Genomic DNA, 16496 nt, shown 5'->3' with positions numbered 1-16496 from the left:
ACCGAAGTAAGAGCTGTCGCCGACTCTCTCACTCGGGTTCGATCTGTCCCGTCTCGCTCACGCCGTCGCGCCGGCGCTGGACGACGAGGCTCAGCGCGCCGACGCGGTCGGTCCGTGCCCGGCCGTACACCCAGTACCACGCGACGCCGCCGACGATGATACCGACGGCGCCCAGGATGGGGAAAGTGCCCATCTGCGTGAGGAGCGCCAGTCCGCCGAAGATGCCGACCACCTGCACGTACGGGTAGCCCGGTGCGGTGAACGTCGGCTGGTACATCTCCGCGTCGCTCATTCGGAACGCGATGAGTGCGACGTTCACGATGGCGAATACGAGGATCTGGAACGCGCTCGCCAGCTTCGCTAGCTCCACGACCGGGACGAACGCGATGAGGCCGAGCAGGAGCGTGCCGGTGAGCGTGATGGCTGCCCGTGGCGTCTTGAACCGGGGGTCGATCCGGGTGAAGCGCTTCGGGAGCAGCGAGTCGCGGCTCATCGCGAGCGGGAACCGCGACGAGGCCAACACGCCGGCGTTCGCCATGCTGGTGAGCGCGAGCACGGCGACGACGGAGATCCCGACGACCCCGACGCTGCCCAACACCACGCCGGCCCCGTCGGCCATCGGCGTCAGCGAGACGCCCCCGCCCGGGCCGCTCTTCGTGAGCACCTCCGGCGCGTTCAGCCCGACCACGACGGCGACGACGGCCGCGTAGAGGACCATCATGATACCCATCGAGCCGAGTATCCCGAGGGGGATGTTCCGCCCGGGGTCTTCGACCTCTTCGGCGACGCTGGCGATCTTCGTCACGCCGGCGTAGGAGACGAAGACGAACGCGGCCGCCGTGACGATCCCGGCCGACCCCTGCGTAGTGAAGGGCTGGAACCGCGCCGGCTCCAGATTGACCCCCCCGCCTACGACGTACACCGCGAGCGCGGCGACGACGACCGTGACGATGATCGCCTGGAGCTTGCCGCTCTGTTCGGTGCCGACGATGTTGAGGACGACGATGAGCGCTGCGAGCCCCAGCGCGACGAGCTTGACCGCGCCGGCCGGGAGGCTCACGAACAAGAGGAGGTACGCGCCCAGGCCGACCAGCGCGAACGAACTCTTGAACACGAGCGAGAACCACGCGCCGATGCCCGCGACGGTCCCGGCCAGTGGCCCCATCGCGCGGTCGATGTACAGGTACGTCCCGCCCGACTCGGGCATCGCGGTCGCCATCTCAGCCTTCGAGAGCGCCGCCGGCAACACCACCACCCCCGCGAGGACGTACGCGACGATTACGGCGGGACCGGCCTTCTTGAACCCGAGTGCGGGGAGGACGAAGATGCCGCTCCCGATCATCGCGCCCATACTGATCGCCACGACCGAGTACAGCCCCAGGTCTCGCTCGAGATCGTCGCTCATCGGATGCTATTAATATGGTATATAGTGACAGCGTATTATGTCTTCGTACGTCTCGAAGGCGACGCGAAGAGGTCTCGATCGACCGGTGTGACTCGGTCGTCGAGCGGCTGCGCGGTCGAATCCGTCGGTGGCGTGGTCGACGGAGCCACCGCCCGCCACGGGTCGGGAGCGTGCTCCCGCGACCGGGAGTCGGCCTCACGGCCGAGGCATCGGACCTCGGGTGCGGTCGAGGGGTGAACACGGGCGGATGCTAGCGCAGAGACCGGTTGTCGATCTCGCGTCGGCCACCCGGCCCACTGCCAAACAATTAACACTCGATTTGACAAATCCGCACGTATGCCGGATCGACCGTCAGTCACGCCGTTCGAACGAGCCCTGGTACCGATCGCCTCGGAGGAGGACGTGAGGCGGGCACGGGAGACGATCCTCCCGTATCTGGACGACGCCGGTGGCGTCGCGATCCTGGTCCACGTGATCAAAGTCACGGAGGGAGGGATCGATCCGTCACCGGCCGACCTCCAGGCGGAGGAGGCCGAACGGCTCTTCGAGACCGTCAGCGAGAACTACGAGGACGTCGTCGTCGAGACGCGGAAGGCGTACGGCTCCGACGTCGTCACGTCGATCGTGGAGACGGCGACGGAGACCGACGCCACGGCCATCGTCTTCTCGCCACAGGAGAAGGGGCTCCTCCTTCGGCTCCTGACCGGCGACACCGCACGGTCGCTGATGACGCGGGCGACGGTCCCGGTCGTCTCGATCCCACACGGGACGGCGTGATCCACTCCCGTGGCCCGCAGCGAGTGACGCCCAGTCCGGTTGCGGACCGCGCCTCCGTCGGTCCCGACGTCCGTCCCGTTCGGTGGCGATCGGGAGACGACGCTCACCCTCGGCCTCAGATGTTCCGCCGGACGACGATCACCGGGTCGCCCGTCCGGTTGCGGATCCGGTCCGGCAGCGTGCCGAAGATGCGTTCCGGGACGTCCGGGTCCGTCTCGTCCATCACCACCGCGTCGTAGTCGTCGGCGGCTTGGAGGATCGCCTCCTTGTGATCGTTCGACTCGACGACCGAGGTGTGGATCGACTCGGGCTCCAACCCCTGCAGCGTCGGATCGGGGTCGAACCCCCGCTGGATCAGCCCGCTGCGCGCTCTCTCCAGCATCGACTCCGCCTCGGCCACGTCCTCGTCCTCCCCGACGACGTGGAAGAGCGTGATCTCCGTCGTCTCGTCGTCGACGAGCGCGGTGACGAAGTCCGTGAGCCGATCGAGGTTCCCCGCGTCCACCAGTGGCACGAGTATCCGGTCGATCTCGTCGGCCGGGGCGGGATCGAGTTCCGCGTCGCAGTTCTCCTCGACCGCGACGCGGTCGATCGTCTTCGACCGGTCCTTGCCGAAGACGACCCGGGTCGTGACGGTCGCCCCAGCCTCCCGGAGGTTCGCCGTGAGTTCGTCGAGTTCGCGCCGGGCGTCGTCGAGGAACTGCTCGCGGGCGGCGTCGGGCGGCGTCTGTTCGGGAAGGCCGTAGTGCCCGAGCGCGACGATCTCGATCGACGCCAGATCCCGAACCAGCACCGGCGAGAGCGGCTCAGCGCCGGGGATCTCGAACGGGACGAGGATCTTGTGTGGCATTCTCTACTCTACCCCACGGCACCCAACTCGGACCGGACTCTTTACTCTTGTCGAGCGCGGCGACCGTCGAATCCACCGACCGTCAGGGGCTGCGTTTCGGGCCGTCGTCTCCGTCCCCCCACCGCGGCTCACCAACCAGCTGCCGGACACCCGAGACACGTCCGTTTAAGAACTCTCCCCGACTACCTCCACCCATGCGAGGAATTCGTATCGGGAGCGCGTTCGGCATCCCCATCCGCCTCGACATCACTTTCCTCCTGGTGCTCCCGCTGTTCGCCTGGCTCATCGGCTCCGACGTCTCGAACCTCACGGGCGTCATCAACGGCCTGTTCGGGACCGCCATCGCCCCCGACCCGCTCACGCAGGGGTCGATGCGGTGGATCCTGGGGAGCGCGGCCGCGCTCGGCCTCTTCCTCGGTGTGTTGCTCCACGAGTTCGGTCACTCGCTCGTCGCCATGCGCTACGGCTACGAGATCGAGTCGATCACCCTCTGGCTCTTCGGCGGCGTCGCCCGCTTCACCGAGATCCCCGAGGACTGGAAGCAGGAGTTCACCATCGCCATCGCCGGCCCGATCGTGAGCGTCCTCATCGGCGTCGTCTCCTACGCCGGCTTCGTCGCGCTCCCGCTCGGCGACCCCGCGCTGTTCGTCCTGGGCTACCTCGCGCTGACGAACGTCGCGCTCGCGGTGTTCAACATGCTCCCCGGCTTCCCGATGGACGGGGGACGCGTCCTCCGGGCGCTCCTCGCCCGCAATCGCCCGCACGCCCGCGCGACGCAGATCGCCGCCGAGGTCGGCAAACTGTTCGCGTTCCTGCTGGGGATCTTCGGCCTCTTCGCCAACCTCTTCCTCGTCGCGCTGGCCTTCTTCATCTACATGGGCGCCTCCAGCGAAGCCCAGCAGACGGTGATGAAAGCCGCCTTCCAGGACGTCACCGTCCGCGACATCATGACCCCGCGCGAGGACCTCCACGTCGTCGACGAGCACACCTCGGTCGCCGACCTGATGGAGCGGATGTTCCGCGAGCGCCACACCGGCTACCCGGTGATGCGCGGCGGCACGCTGGTGGGGATGGTCACGCTCGACGACGCCCGTGGGGTCCGCGACGTCGAACGCGACGCCTACCGCGTCGACGACGTGATGTCCGACGATCTCGCGACCATCTCTCCCGACGCCGACGCCATGGAGGCGATCTCGACGATGCAACAGCGCGGTGTCGGTCGTCTCCCGGTCGTCGACGAGACCGGCGAGTTCGTCGGCCTCGTCTCCCGCTCCGATCTCGTCACCGCGTTCAACATCATCCAGTCGCGCGGCTCGGTCGAGTCGTTCGCCCGGGAACCGACGCTCGACGTGCGGTCCTGAACCCGTCCGGCTGGTTCTTCCGGAGGGATCGTTCTCGACGCACCCTCCCTACCGGTGCCGGAGGCAGTGTGGGCCCGAGGTCGCGGCTTCAGTTCGCCCCGTCCAGGGTCGGCACCGCGAGTGTCGCGATAGCTTCGGAGACAACTCCCTCGACGCCGCCGGTGGCGACCCTAGCGGCCGGCAGTCGTGGCCCCGGACTGTCGCATCCCACGGTCGGTGACGTCGACTCACCCTGTCGGTGGCCGGTGTCCCGCCGCTAGCGTCCGTGTCGACGGTGGCGACCGATCCGCCGGCGCGTGTCTGGACACAACTTATTTCTCACGATGAACGTCAGAATGTACATATAGAAACAGCCAAATTTGCGTGTCGCCCGTACGAACTCTTTTGAGTCGATATCCTAACCAGACGGTGATGTCGTCCGACACGACCCTGGCACGCGACGTCGTCCACGACTACTGGCTCGACCCAAGTGACCCGTGGGAGCAGCCGAGCAATTACGTCGGTTCGTTCCCCCGAAGCGAGGTACTCCTCGAACTCCTCGAGCCACGCACGACACCCTCCGACCAGGTCCTCGAGGTGGGGTGCGGTGCGGGTGCGAACCTGGCACACCTCCACGACCGCGGCTACCGGGACCTCGCGGCGATCGAACTCAACCCCGAGATGCTCGCGCTGTTCGAGACCACGTACGAACCGACGTTCCGTGCCACCGACGTCCGACGGGGGTCACTGGAACACGAGATCTGGGAGTTCCCGTCCGACGGCGTCGATGCGACGGCCGCCGTCACGGTGTTGGCACACCTCCACCCCACCAGCGAGTTCGTCTTCGACGAACTCGTCCGCGTCACCGCCGACTGGCTGGTCACGGTCGAGAACGAGACGACGGACGACCGCGTCTTCTTCCCGCGGAACTACCGCGACGTGTTCGAGTCCCGTGGCTGCCGGCAGGTCGACGTCGTCGACAGCGAGACGCTCCACGAGCGGACAGAGCTGAGCGACAACTGCGTCGCCCGCGTCTTCGCGGTCGGCACCTGAGACGTCCCGGTGTAACTGTCTACCGTACTCCGCCGACCGTTCCGGCGACGTCCGGCAGTGACTCACGACAGACCGGACGAGACGGATCCCGACACCCGTCGTCGACAGCCACCGACGACCTCGGGTCGAACAGCCTCGGATCGGTCACTGCGTTCGACTCTCCCACTCGTGTCGGTCGGGTTCGTATCCACCTCGAACGCACTCGGGCGATCCGTTCGCCGTGTCCGACGCCGTTCGCGCGTGCGGGTTCCGTGTCGTCGGCGCGTCAGACCCCCAAACGTTTGTACCCGTCACACGCGTATCCCTGGGGATGAGCGTCCCCTCCCGGGCGGCGTTCGCCCGTCGGTTCCGAGACCAGCCACCGGCGACGCAGGCGGCGTTCGTCGCCGCGCTCTTCGCCGCCGGCGGGTGGGAGACGTCCCGTGAGGGTCGCGTGATCCGTGTCGAGAAGGGAGGTACGACCCGCCTGATGTCCGTCGCCGTCGCCGGGACGCCGTCGGATCCCGTCGACGATCTCGTCGTTCCGTTCGACACGCCGGCGGTCCGGGAGAGGGCACGGGAAGTGAACGCGCGCGTGGTCGGGCCCGACGACCTCCGGAACCGACTCCTCTACGGTCTCGACCGCGAGACGGCGAACGCCGTGTACCGCGACCAGTTCGGTCTCGATCTCACCGAGGAGGAACCGGGGCGGCCGCCCGGTACTCGGACCGACACGGGCGACGCCGGCGGTGGCGACCCCGAGGGGACCGACAGCGCCAGTCGTTCCGCCGCCGCCACTGCCGACGGCGACGATGGACGCGGCGACGCACGCGACGACAGCAGTGAGGACGAGAGCGGTGCGAGTGACGACCCCGACGAGGACGGGAATGGGAGCGACGACCGCGAAGACGCACGGAGTGCGGACGGCGACGAACGGAGTGCGGATGGTGACGAACGGAGTGCGAGCGGCGACGAACGGAGCGCGAGCGGCGACGAACGAAGCGCCGAGGATCGCCGGAGCCTGGCGGGGTGGTGGGACGGGGCTGTTCTCGGTCTAGTCCAGCGCCCCCGGACCGAACGCGTCCGTCCCGGGCTCGTCGCGGCCAGCGTCGGCGTCGCCGTCCTCGGGCTCGGCGTCGTGGTCGTGCTCGGCGGTCTCGCCGGGTCGGCGCCGATCGACGAGGGAGCCGACCCGGTCGTCGACGCGTCCACGATCGAGTCGGCCGGGCTGAAGCCCGGCTCGTGGGCGGCACTCGCCGAATCGGACGCCCGACTGGTCGACCCCCCGCCGGGACTCTCCGAGGACGCCGTGACCGACGTCGACGCGCTCGTCGACGCGCACGTCGCAGCCGCCGGGCGCGGCCCGTCGTCGACGGTCGTCACCGTGTCGGGTCCGCGCCGCCGGACGAGTCTCGTCGCACGTCAGGCCGCCCTCGGCGACGACGACGAGAGCCGCGTCGAGCTCCACGTGGACGCCCGGGGGAACTACCGGTACCGCGTCGATCGGACGACCGCCGCGGAGTCCGGGAACGGGACGACGACGTACCGCCTCGACGCGTACGGCGACGCCGGCGGAGAGTACCGGCGAACGACCGTCGATGGCGTGACGACGTACCGTCACGTGCTCGCGTCCGACCGCCAGTCCGGGTCGGACAGACTGGCGGCGCTCTCGCGCGCCGTGATCGGCACCTCGTTGAACACCCCCGACAGCCGGGTCGAGCGCGTGACGCTCGACGGGACCGTCCGCTACCGGGTGACGGCGACCGGCCAGCCCGCCGAGTTCGCGGGGGAGACGAACGACTACCGGGCGACCACCACCGTCACCCCCGAGGGGCTCGTCACCGATCTCAGTGCCCGGTACCAGCATCCGTCGACCGGTTCGACCGTCCGGATCGACGTCACACATCGTCCGACCGAGGACGAGCCACTCACTCCACCAGCCTGGGTCGCCGAGGCCCAGAACGAGACGGCCCGGCGTGTCGGCGCGGAACCGGTTCGGGCCGCGTGACCGGGCGTTGAGACTCGAGACTCGAGACGCGTCGACGCCGGCTCCCGTCGTGACGAGGGGGCTGTCGTCGACGGTCTCCCGACCAGCAATCGTTAACACGCCGACGTGCGATCCGGTACGTGTAACCGATGTCCCTGGATATCACGAAGGCCCTCTCCGACGGTTTGAGTCGGACCCTCGAACGGAACGGACTGGTCCTCATGCTCGTCTTCCTCGTGTTCGGTCTGATCGACTCGGTCGCCGGACAGACGCTCTCGGCCGCCGCGACTCGCGTGCTGCAGCGACAGCTCGACCAGCTCCCCCCCGACGCGGTGGCCGGTCCCACGGCGCTTCCCGGTGCCGAACAGACCCCGCTCGCGCTCCCGGTGCCGCTGTCCGTCGCGTTCGTGCTGGTGGTCGTGCTCGCGTTCGTCGCCGAGGCGATCCGGATCGTCGCCGTCCGCACCCTCGTCAGCGACGAGACGGCGTCGATCCCGCGGGAGTTCGTCAGCCGGAACATCGTCGTGGCCACGCTCAACGGCTTCGTCGGTGGCGTCGTCGTCCTGATCCTGGTCGGCGTCGGTCTCCTCTTTTTGATCGTCCCCGGGATCTTCCTCGCGATCTCGTTCCTCTTCGTCCGTCAGGAGATCGCCGTCGAAGACGAGAACTTCCTCGACGCCCTCGCCGCGAGCTGGGAGCTCACCTCGGGTCACCGGCTCGAACTGTTCACGCTCGCGCTGGTGGTGTTCGTCGTCGGGGTCTTCGTCGCGGCGATCGGCGGGCTCGTCGGACTCGCCGGCCCCCCGATCCTCGCGACGCTCGTCGGCCTCGTGCTCGGCGTGGTGACGACCGTTTTCGGCGTCGCCGTCGTCTCCCGCGCGTACGTCCAGCTCACGACCGAGGACGACGACCTCGACCTCGACGACGACTCCGAGTGGTACTCCGATCCGGTCTGAGACCGCGGCTGTGCCGTCCGGCTACCACTCCCTCCGGGTTTTATCCTGCTGGAGGACGGCCACTCGCATATGACGGACGTACTCGTCGTCGGCGGCGGCCCCGCCGGCCTCAGCGCCGCACTGTTCACCGCGAAGAACGGACTCGACACCGCCGTCTTCGACACCGACGGGACGTGGATGCACAAGGCCCACCTGTTCAACTACCCCGGCATCGGCTCCATCGACGGCTCGAACTACCTCGCGGTCCTTCGCGAACAGGTCGACGACTTCGGCGTCGACCGACACCAGGACGCCGAAGTGACGGCGATCGACGCGACCGACGACGGGTTCACCGTCACCGCGGAGGGCGACGAACACACCGCCGACTACGTCGTGCTCGCGACGGGGGCGAACCGTGACCTCGCCGAAGACCTCGGCTGTGCGTTCACCGACGACGACGTCGTCGACGTCGACGTCACGATGGAGACCTCCGTCGAGAACGCCTACGCCACCGGCGCGATGGTCCGCGCCGAGGAGTGGCAGGCGGTGATCTCCGCCGGCGACGGTGCCGCGGCCGCCCTCAACGTCCTCACGAAGGAGAAGGGCGAACACTTCCACGACTTCGACACGCCCGCGACTGCCGAAGCGGTCATGGGATCGCTCGTCGACGACTGATCGAGGGACGCTCTCGTCCACGGCCCAGGTCGCGCTCGCGCTCGACGCCCGCGCCGTCGATTCATCTCGTCCCTGTCGAGTCTTCGCCCTCGCTGCTGCCGTCGTCGAACGACCCCGTGCTCTCGCCGTCGCGTTCACCCGCGTCGGTCGGATGTGAGAGACGCCCCCACGTCAGGACGCTCGCGGGCTCTATCCGGAGGAGCGGCCGTTCCTCGAGCGCGTGGTCCGCGTACTGGTCGTACTTGGCCCGGAGCGCGGTCACCCCTCTGGGGTGGAACGAGTCGTCGGGATCGACCCGGACGGCCGTCCCACGCACCAGGAGCCAGCCGAGCCGGGACCAGTCGTCGGCGTAGTGGTCGACCACCAGCGCCACCCGTGGGTTCTCGGCGACGTCCCTGAGCCGCCGCAGGTCGTCGACGGCGGTGGCCTTCGGTTTCTCGTCGATCGGCGTGACGAGGTCGTCCCCGACGAGCGCGAAACAGACAGGGACGACGTGGGGACGGGCCGCGACGTCGGCCGTCGCCAGCCGACCGAGCGGCGCGGCGGCGAGATACTGGCGCGCACGTGCATCGAACATACTCCACCAACGGCGGGGAGGACGAAACCACTCCCGCCGACGGTCGCCACCGGAGGCATACGCTTATACGACCTGTAGACGTTCTAACTCGTTGGAGATGCCAGACGACACCGGTCCACCGGCGGAGCGCGGGGAGTGGGAGCCCGTCGAACACCGATTCGAACACCTCCCGATCCACATCGCCCTGTTACACACCGGGAAGGTGCTCGCCTTCGGCGGCTCGGGCAACGACGAGTACCACCTCCACGACCCACACCCCGCGGAGCTGTTCGACCCACAGAGCGGCACCGTCGAGGTCGTCGAGCAGGAGCTGGGCGGCGACCTCTTCTGCGTCGGCCACACGTTCCTCGCCGACGGTCGACTCCTCGCCGCGGGCGGCACGTACCGCTACGACGGCGGCATCCCCCTGCCCGACCTGTCAGCCATCCCGGGGCTGCCCGAGGAGCCCGCCTTCCCGCCGTTCAGCGGCCTCGATCAGGCGTACGTCTTCGACCCCGACGACGAGCGGTGGACGCGGGTACAGGACCTCCACGCCGGTCGGTGGTATCCGACGCTGGTGACGCTCGGCGACGGGAGCGTGTTGACCGCGGCCGGGTTCAGCAAGTATCCACCGTGGGTCGTCCTCCGCAAACTCGAGCGGTACACGCCGGGCGAGGGGTGGCAGGTCGTTCGCGGTGCCGGCCGGTGGCTCCCGCTGTACCCGCGACTACACCTCCTCCCCGACGGCACCGTCTTCTACGCGGGATCGTACAACACCCACTACACGTTCCCGTTCTCGCTGGGTGCGTTCCCGACGGCGGTCCTCGACCTGGAGACGTGCGAGTGGACTGACTACGGTCTCCCCAACGAACAGGAGCGCGAGGAGGGCGCGTCCGTCCTCCTCCCCCTGCGACCGGAGGACGACTACCGCCCACGCGTGCTCCTCGCGGGCGGAGGGACGCCGACGGGGGACGAGGCGGTCGCCAACACCGAGCTCATCGACCTCGGCGCACCGACGCCCCGGTGGCGGTCCGTCGAGCCGATGGCTCACGCCCGGTACTACGCGTACGCCGTCCTGCTCCCCGACGGCTCCGTGTTCGTGATGGGCGGTCGGACTGGCAAGAAGGGCCACGTCCACGACGCTGGTTACGACCCCGAGACGGGTGAGGTCGCGCCGGCACCGAACGCCGTCCACGAGGCCGAACTGTTCGACCCCGAGACCGAGACGTGGACGCGGCTCGCCGAGATGGCCGTCGACCGACTCTACCACTCGAACGCGCTGTTGCTCCCCGACGGGCGGGTCCTCACGGCAGGGAGCAATCCGGCGCGCCGGGTCGACGAACTCCGGATCGAGACGTACCGGCCGCCGTACCTGTTCAGGGGGCCGCGACCGACCGTCGACACCGCCCCCGACCACGTCGACTACGGGCAACCCTTCGAGGTCGAGACGCCGGACGCGGCCGACGTGGACGAGGTCGTCGTGATCCGGCAGTCGTCGACGACGCACTGTCTCAACACCGACCAGCGCCTCGTCGAACTCCCGATCGACGACCGACGCGACGGTGTCCTCGCGCTGTCTGTCCCCGACGAGCCGAACCTCCTGCCGCCCGGCTACTACCTGCTGTTCGTCCTCCGCGACGGCGTTCCATCCGAGGCACCGTTCGTCCGGATCGGCCCGACGACGGACGCGTGAGGCGGCCGGTCGGTTCGGGCGTCGACGATCCGTCCGGACCAGACGTTCGGTCCCGATTCGACGTTCGATCCCGATTCGACGTTCGATCCGGACTCGACGTTCCCTCCAGCCCCGACAGTCGGTGCCGCTGTCACCTCCGATCATGTATATGCGTCTAGGTGTTCTCTGTCCGGACGGAGACCGGATCCGTGTCCACAGACACCGAGAGACGAGCGCGCTGGCTGACCGTCGCCAGTCGACTCGTCGTCCTCGTCCTGTGCTGTAGCGTGCTCTGGGGGGTGGCCGACGCACAGCAACAGCGCGCCAACGTCGTGTGTTCGTCCCAGGGATCGGACCCGACCGACCACGAACTCGAGCTCGGGAGCTTCCTCGTGATCGCGCCGACGGACCCGGTCCGCGCGGGCGACGAACTTCGAGTGACGTTCTCGCTGCGGAACGTCGACAGCGACCCGTTCAACTTCACCGACGAAGGCGTCTTCGTGAGCACCGAAAGTCCGGAGGGAGACGGGGCGTACGGACGGACAGCCGGCGGGAGTTCGCTCGAGGAAGGCGAGATCGTCTCCGTCGACACCGAGATCACCGTCTCCGGGGGTACCTGGGTCCTGTGGCCCGCGTACCGGGGCGAAGACGACCAGAACTCACCCGACCTGTGGCACGCCTGTTCCGTCGCGGTCGAACCGTTAACGCCGACGCCGACTGCCACGCCGACGCCGACTGCCACACCGACCGCGACGGCCACACCGACCGCGACGGCTACGCCGACCGAGACACCGACGGCCACACCGACCGCCACTACCACGCCGACACCGACCGCCACGCCAACGCCGACACCGACCGAGACGCCAACGCCGACACCGACCGAGACGCCGACGGCCACCCCCACGCCGACACCGACCGAGACGCCATCGCCGGACGTCTCCGTCTCGTTCACGCCCGAGCGGCCGACGGTCGGTGACTCCGTCACGTTCGAGGCGTCGGCCACGAATCTCCCCCGAGACCGCCCCATCACGTACGAGTGGGACTTCGACGGCGACGGGGAGACCGACCGGACGGGGCCGACAGTCACCTACACGTTCGACGCCGCCGGTCCCGCGTCGGTGACGCTCACGGTCGGCACCGACACCGGCGTGGTGGGATCGGACGAGGCGCTCGTCCCGGTCCGTGGACCGATCACCCCGTTCACCCGACTCGTGGTCGCGACCGTCGGCGTGCTGATCCTCGTGCTGACCGTCCAGGTCGCGATCGAGGACCCCGGCATCGAGACCGACTGGGACGACACCGACCGCGACGACGACTCCCGCTCCGACGACCTCCTGATCGACCGGATCACCGTCCTCCCCTCCGGGGTGCGCGATCTCGGTCGAGAGACCGTCGTGTTCGAGAACCCCGGCGAGAGACAGTTCGACCTCTCCGGGGTCACGGTTCGGAGCGACCGCGGTCACGAGTACACCTTCGACTGGGGCGTCGGGATCGCCCCGGGCGCGTCGCTCACGCTCGTCACGGGAGACGTCCCCGAACGGCCCGGCGTGGTGTCCTGGGGCGCGACGGAGCCGATCTGGTCCGGCGAGAGCGAGCGGATCGTCGTCACCGACGTCGACGGCGTCACGCTCGTCGACGCCGCGGTGTCCGAGCTGGCCGAGGACACGGACGGAACGACGGACAGCGGAGCGAACGAGGGCGGCGGGCCGGTCGACTCCGACTAAAGCGTTCGGATCGGTCGTCGGGGCCGGGTCTGGCTCCGCCGTCATCACCCGCCGCTCGCGTGTACGAACCGAGACGCGTCCCGCTTTACCTGCCAGCGAATCCGTCTCAGGTCCCCGGACGCTCCCTGAACAGCTCTTTCGGCTCGCCGGGATACATCCGCATCGAGATCGTCGAGAGCCCCTTCAGGGCGTGCTTGACGAACAGCCCGACCAGGAACGCCAGGCCCGCCTTCTCGGCCGGCGTCCCCGGAACAAGTTCGAGCATCGACCCGAGGAGGTAGACGCCGGTCACGAGCAACAGCGCGGCGGGTACGCGGAGGCCGATGCGGGCGATCGTCTTCGTATCGGCGTCGACGTTGACGAGGAGCGTCGTGAACACGTACGCCATCGCCCCCATGAACGCGTAGACGTAGATGTACGGCGGGATCGCGATCGGGTTCTCCTGGTAGTACGAGCTCTCCTCGACGAGGACCGGATCGGTGTACCCCATGGCGATCAGCCCCGCGAACGCCGTCAACACGGCGTAGAACCCGATGATCACGATGCCCCGACGACGCGTGTACCACGGCTCGTGTGTGGTCTCGCTCTCTGACTGCCCCGTCGTGACGCCCGGTCTCTCTGTCTCTGTCATCGATATCCCCCTCCGGTCACACGTATCGTGTTAACAGTGTACACGAAACGACATAACCCTACCGCAGGGCCGCGGGACGGGGGGCGTGCTCGGTCCATCGAGCGGGGGGGGGAACTGGAACACGCCACGTCGTCGCTCTCGGCCGCCGACAGCCGTGCGTGTCCCGTTTCGGCTACGCGTCGGCGTCTTCGTCGGCGTCTCCGCTCGGCCGCACCAGGTTCGCGAGCGTCACCAGCAGTCCGAGCGTCCAGCCGATCGGGACGGCGATCCCGCTCCACATCCCCACGTAGGCGAAGCCGACGAGTTCGAACCGGGCTCTGAGCAGCGCGTTGAGGTTTCCGACCACGAGCACGCTGTCGAGCAGCCAGATGGCGAGCGAGTCGCTCTCGGGGAAGACGACGCCCGCGAGCGTCGGGGAGTACAGCGCGGCGACGACCGGCGGGAGGAAGACGGCGACGACGGCGAGCGGATACGCGAACACGACCGTCGTCAGTCGCCCGCCCAGCCGGGCGAACCCGAGCGCGAGGACCGTCGCGACGACGGCCACCGACCCCGCGGCGGCGACGGCCAGGAACCCCTCCGGGGAGAACCGAAGGCGCGCGACCGCGGTCAGTGCACCCCAGACGAGCACCGCCAGGATCACGGTGCCGACGACACCGAGTCGCGTCGTGGTCCGGTCGAGACGGCGGACGTAAAACCGGATCGCGAACCCGAGCACCGTCAACGGATAGCCGATCAGGAGTCCGATCCCGCCGAGCACGGCCCACCCCCGGTAGGCCGCCTCCTGGGCAGTCGTCTCGGGTCGCCACCGGCCCATCACGGGATGTGACTCCCGGAGCTGCGGGAAGGCCAGCGCCATCCAGAGACCGTGGAGCGTTCGGAGGTCGTACCTGATCCCGGCGACGACGCTCGACAGCAGTGTCGCTCCCATGCTGTCGCCGGTTCGTGTGGTGGGGCTGTTAAGCGTTCGGCACGGGCCCGCACCGGAACCGTACCGACTCACCCGTCGGGACGTGCAAGCTGAAGCGCTTATACCACGGAACGACACGGTTACTCCATGACTGAAAGAGAAACAGAACCGCTCGGGACGCGACCCGCTCCGGACGAGGTGCACTCGTGAGCAACGACCCGCGGACGTCGTCCACGCCGGTCGAGGCGAGCAAAGGTGTCTACCAGACGGCGCTCGAAGTGCTGCTGACCGGCTTTACCATCCTCGTTCCGGTCGTGATCACGATCTACCTGATCGACATGACGGTCGATCTCCTCACGGACGCCCTCAGCCCCGTCATCGCCCTCCTGCAGTGGCTCGACGTCATCGGCTGGTTCGCGCGCTCGGAGTTCGGCGTGCTCCTGGTCGAACTGGGGCTGTACTCGAACGTGGTCGACTTCTTCACCGAACTCGTCACGGTCATCGTCCTCCTGAGCGTGGTCGTGCTCGTCGGCACCGTCGGCCACAACCGGTACGGCGAGATGGTCATCGACTACGTCGACCTCGCCATCACCTCCATCCCGGGCGTGGGCACGGTGTACGGGAGCTTCCGGCGGATGAGCGACGCGATGCTCGACAACGACGCCGACGACTTCAAGGAGGTCAAACTGGTCCAGTGTCTCGGCGACGACCTCTACGTGATCGGCTTCGAGACGGGGCCGTCGCCGACGTCGGTCGAGACGGCGACCGGGGGTGAGGAGATGGTCACGATGTTCCTCCCGATGGCACCCAACCCCGTCACCGGGGGGTTCCTCACGCACGTCCCTCGCTCCCGGATCTACGACGTCGACATGAGCGTCGAGGAGGGGATCAGGAGCATCCTGACGAGCGGTGTCGCGGCCGGCGAGGACGTCGACGGAGCGGATCGCCCCTCCGTGGACGACCTGGGGGCGGTCGCCGACATCGACACGATCCGATCCGCAGTGACCCCCGAGGAGACTCGGACGGACGAGCCGGACCGGAGACAGACGTGACGCAGCCATCGATCGTCTCCGGTCGGCGAACCGGGCAGCACGGGGTTCCGGTCGTCGATCCGGCCGAGCGCCTCCGACCTTGCACGTGCTGGCAGCAGTGACACCTCCGAGGAACGTCTCGACGCTCGTGTGAACGATTCGACCGACGACCGGATCGGCGGTATCGATCTCCGTGGCCTCGGCGACGACCTCGAACGGCTCGACTACCCCGTCACGGAGGACGAACTCCTGGCCACGTACGGTGACCGGACGCTGGATCTCGAAGGCGGACGGACGACCCTCCGTACCGTGCTCGCCCCGCGAGAGTCGACGACGTTCGAGTCGAGCGAGGCGGTCGTCGACGCCGTCTACGCGCTCGTCGGTTCGGAGGCCGTCGGCCGCGAGGAGTACACGGACCGTGGGACCGGGACGACCGCGACGGCCGACGACTCGTTCTGATCACGGGACGCCGGGAGACGTCCGCCGCCTGCGAGTGCAGGCATCGTCGCTTGGACACCGGACGCCCACACGTTCGAACGTGACCGATCCGAAACCCGGTTCGCGAGCGGTACTGATCGACGACGCCACCATCAGGACGTGGGCCGAGACGCATGGGGCGATCCCCATCCGCTCACGGGCGGAGTCGGGCGTACCGGTCGGCTTCAGTTTCGCGGACGACCCCGACGACCGCATCGAGTGGACGAGGTTCTTCACCGCGTTCGAGAACGGTCGTCTCGCCCTCTTGGTCGACGGCGCTGACTTCGCGTTCGTCGACCGCGACCGTGTGGCCGAGACCGACGAGGAGCCTGACCTGGCCGACGAGCGACGAACGGAACGACGGCGCGCCTCCGAACGCCACTACGACGAGGTCGTGGACCCGCAGGCGAACCACCGCGCGGACGAGGCGGCCGAGCAGGAGAACGTCGACAACCACCGCGACGACGAACCGTTCCAGAGCTGACGGCGGCGCG

16 protein-coding genes are annotated in these 16496 nt (G+C 68.5%); 11 read left to right on the top strand and 5 right to left on the bottom strand.

Annotated elements, in window-relative coordinates; all coding sequences use genetic code 11:
* Positions 1–28 precede the first annotated feature (28 nt).
* A complete protein-coding gene (locus FZP69_RS07810; RefSeq protein ID WP_152040761.1) occupies positions 29–1405 on the bottom strand; it encodes an APC family permease in 1377 nt (458 codons plus the stop codon).
* 336 nt (positions 1406–1741) lie between these two features.
* Here FZP69_RS07810 and FZP69_RS07805 point away from each other — a divergent pair, with 336 nt between their 5' ends.
* Entirely contained in the window at positions 1742–2182 is a 441-nt protein-coding gene (locus tag FZP69_RS07805; protein ID WP_152040760.1) for a universal stress protein, read from the top strand.
* 115 nt (positions 2183–2297) lie between these two features.
* Here the strand turns inward: FZP69_RS07805 and FZP69_RS07800 are convergent, their stop codons facing one another.
* Positions 2298–3032 (bottom strand): universal stress protein, encoded by a 735-nt coding sequence (locus FZP69_RS07800; protein ID WP_152040759.1) that lies wholly within the window; start codon positions 3030–3032, stop codon positions 2298–2300.
* 194 nt (positions 3033–3226) lie between these two features.
* Here FZP69_RS07800 and FZP69_RS07795 point away from each other — a divergent pair, with 194 nt between their 5' ends.
* The 5 genes from FZP69_RS07795 to FZP69_RS07775 all read left to right on the top strand — a co-directional run bounded on the left by FZP69_RS07795 (position 3227) and on the right by FZP69_RS07775 (position 9001).
* Positions 3227–4393, top strand: a complete 1167-nt coding sequence (locus FZP69_RS07795; RefSeq protein WP_152040758.1) for a M50 family metallopeptidase — start codon at positions 3227–3229, stop codon at positions 4391–4393.
* A 411-nt stretch (positions 4394–4804) separates the two neighbouring features.
* Positions 4805–5425: a class I SAM-dependent methyltransferase gene (locus tag FZP69_RS07790; protein WP_152040757.1), complete on the top strand. Its 621-nt coding sequence runs from the start codon at positions 4805–4807 to the stop codon at positions 5423–5425.
* Positions 5426–5735: 310 nt separating this feature from the next.
* On the top strand, positions 5736–7412 hold the full coding sequence (locus FZP69_RS07785; RefSeq protein WP_152040756.1) for a hypothetical protein: 1677 nt from the start codon (positions 5736–5738) through the stop codon (positions 7410–7412).
* Between the two features lie 128 nt (positions 7413–7540).
* The gene (locus FZP69_RS07780) at positions 7541–8347 is read left to right on the top strand and encodes a hypothetical protein (protein ID WP_192918503.1); all 807 of its coding nucleotides are present in this window, start codon (positions 7541–7543) and stop codon (positions 8345–8347) included.
* A gap of 69 nt (positions 8348–8416) precedes the next feature.
* Entirely contained in the window at positions 8417–9001 is a 585-nt protein-coding gene (locus FZP69_RS07775; protein WP_152040755.1) for an NAD(P)/FAD-dependent oxidoreductase, read from the top strand.
* Positions 9002–9062: 61 nt separating this feature from the next.
* On the opposite strand, the gene FZP69_RS07770 is transcribed toward FZP69_RS07775, so the two are convergent.
* Positions 9063–9578 carry a TIGR03668 family PPOX class F420-dependent oxidoreductase gene (locus FZP69_RS07770; protein ID WP_152040754.1) on the bottom strand — a complete coding sequence of 172 codons (516 nt, stop codon included), beginning with the start codon at positions 9576–9578 and terminating at the stop codon, positions 9063–9065.
* A 97-nt stretch (positions 9579–9675) separates the two neighbouring features.
* Between FZP69_RS07770 and FZP69_RS07765 the strand changes: the two genes are divergently transcribed.
* Positions 9676–11250, top strand: coding sequence for a galactose oxidase-like domain-containing protein (locus FZP69_RS07765; protein ID WP_152040753.1), 1575 nt, complete (start codon positions 9676–9678; stop codon positions 11248–11250).
* A 188-nt stretch (positions 11251–11438) separates the two neighbouring features.
* On the top strand, positions 11439–12953 hold the full coding sequence (locus FZP69_RS07760) for a PKD domain-containing protein (protein ID WP_192918502.1): 1515 nt from the start codon (positions 11439–11441) through the stop codon (positions 12951–12953).
* A 106-nt stretch (positions 12954–13059) separates the two neighbouring features.
* Here the strand turns inward: FZP69_RS07760 and FZP69_RS07755 are convergent, their stop codons facing one another.
* Both FZP69_RS07755 and FZP69_RS07750 read right to left on the bottom strand, forming a co-directional pair.
* Complete coding sequence (locus FZP69_RS07755; protein WP_152040751.1) at positions 13060–13584, bottom strand: hypothetical protein; 525 nt, start codon at positions 13582–13584, stop codon at positions 13060–13062.
* 172 nt (positions 13585–13756) lie between these two features.
* Positions 13757–14515 carry a hypothetical protein gene (locus FZP69_RS07750; protein WP_152040750.1) on the bottom strand — a complete coding sequence of 253 codons (759 nt, stop codon included), beginning with the start codon at positions 14513–14515 and terminating at the stop codon, positions 13757–13759.
* Between the two features lie 185 nt (positions 14516–14700).
* Between FZP69_RS07750 and FZP69_RS07745 the strand changes: the two genes are divergently transcribed.
* From FZP69_RS07745 to FZP69_RS07735, 3 genes are all read left to right on the top strand, one after another.
* On the top strand, positions 14701–15546 hold the full coding sequence (locus FZP69_RS07745) for a DUF502 domain-containing protein (RefSeq protein WP_240137495.1): 846 nt from the start codon (positions 14701–14703) through the stop codon (positions 15544–15546).
* Positions 15547–15675: 129 nt separating this feature from the next.
* Positions 15676–15984, top strand: a complete 309-nt coding sequence (locus FZP69_RS07740; protein WP_152040749.1) for a DUF5789 family protein — start codon at positions 15676–15678, stop codon at positions 15982–15984.
* 79 nt (positions 15985–16063) lie between these two features.
* A complete protein-coding gene (locus FZP69_RS07735) occupies positions 16064–16486 on the top strand; it encodes a hypothetical protein (RefSeq protein ID WP_152040748.1) in 423 nt (140 codons plus the stop codon).
* Positions 16487–16496: the final 10 nt, after the last annotated feature.

It is taken from the genome of Salinigranum salinum (genome assembly GCF_009176545.1).
Classification (GTDB): domain Archaea; phylum Halobacteriota; class Halobacteria; order Halobacteriales; family Haloferacaceae; genus Salinigranum; species Salinigranum salinum.
The sequence above is the reverse complement of the archived record's forward strand: the minus strand, read 5'-3'. Positions and strand labels throughout refer to the sequence as shown.

Bases quoted from the DNA above. Each gene is read 5' to 3' on its own strand.
- FZP69_RS07750 (WP_152040750.1), bottom strand. From the start codon at position 14,515: ATGGGAGCGACACTGCTGTCGAGCGTCGTCGCCGGGATCAGGTACGAC.
- FZP69_RS07810 (WP_152040761.1), bottom strand. From the start codon at position 1,405: ATGAGCGACGATCTCGAGCGAGACCTGGGGCTGTACTCGGTCGTGGCG.
- FZP69_RS07775 (WP_152040755.1), top strand. From the start codon at position 8,417: ATGACGGACGTACTCGTCGTCGGCGGCGGCCCCGCCGGCCTCAGCGCC.
- FZP69_RS07795 (WP_152040758.1), top strand. From the start codon at position 3,227: ATGCGAGGAATTCGTATCGGGAGCGCGTTCGGCATCCCCATCCGCCTC.
- FZP69_RS07780 (WP_192918503.1), top strand. From the start codon at position 7,541: ATGTCCCTGGATATCACGAAGGCCCTCTCCGACGGTTTGAGTCGGACC.
- FZP69_RS07755 (WP_152040751.1), bottom strand. From the start codon at position 13,584: ATGACAGAGACAGAGAGACCGGGCGTCACGACGGGGCAGTCAGAGAGC.
- FZP69_RS07805 (WP_152040760.1), top strand. From the start codon at position 1,742: ATGCCGGATCGACCGTCAGTCACGCCGTTCGAACGAGCCCTGGTACCG.
- FZP69_RS07790 (WP_152040757.1), top strand. From the start codon at position 4,805: ATGTCGTCCGACACGACCCTGGCACGCGACGTCGTCCACGACTACTGG.
- FZP69_RS07800 (WP_152040759.1), bottom strand. From the start codon at position 3,032: ATGCCACACAAGATCCTCGTCCCGTTCGAGATCCCCGGCGCTGAGCCG.
- FZP69_RS07765 (WP_152040753.1), top strand. From the start codon at position 9,676: ATGCCAGACGACACCGGTCCACCGGCGGAGCGCGGGGAGTGGGAGCCC.
- FZP69_RS07770 (WP_152040754.1), bottom strand. From the start codon at position 9,578: ATGTTCGATGCACGTGCGCGCCAGTATCTCGCCGCCGCGCCGCTCGGT.
- FZP69_RS07785 (WP_152040756.1), top strand. From the start codon at position 5,736: ATGAGCGTCCCCTCCCGGGCGGCGTTCGCCCGTCGGTTCCGAGACCAG.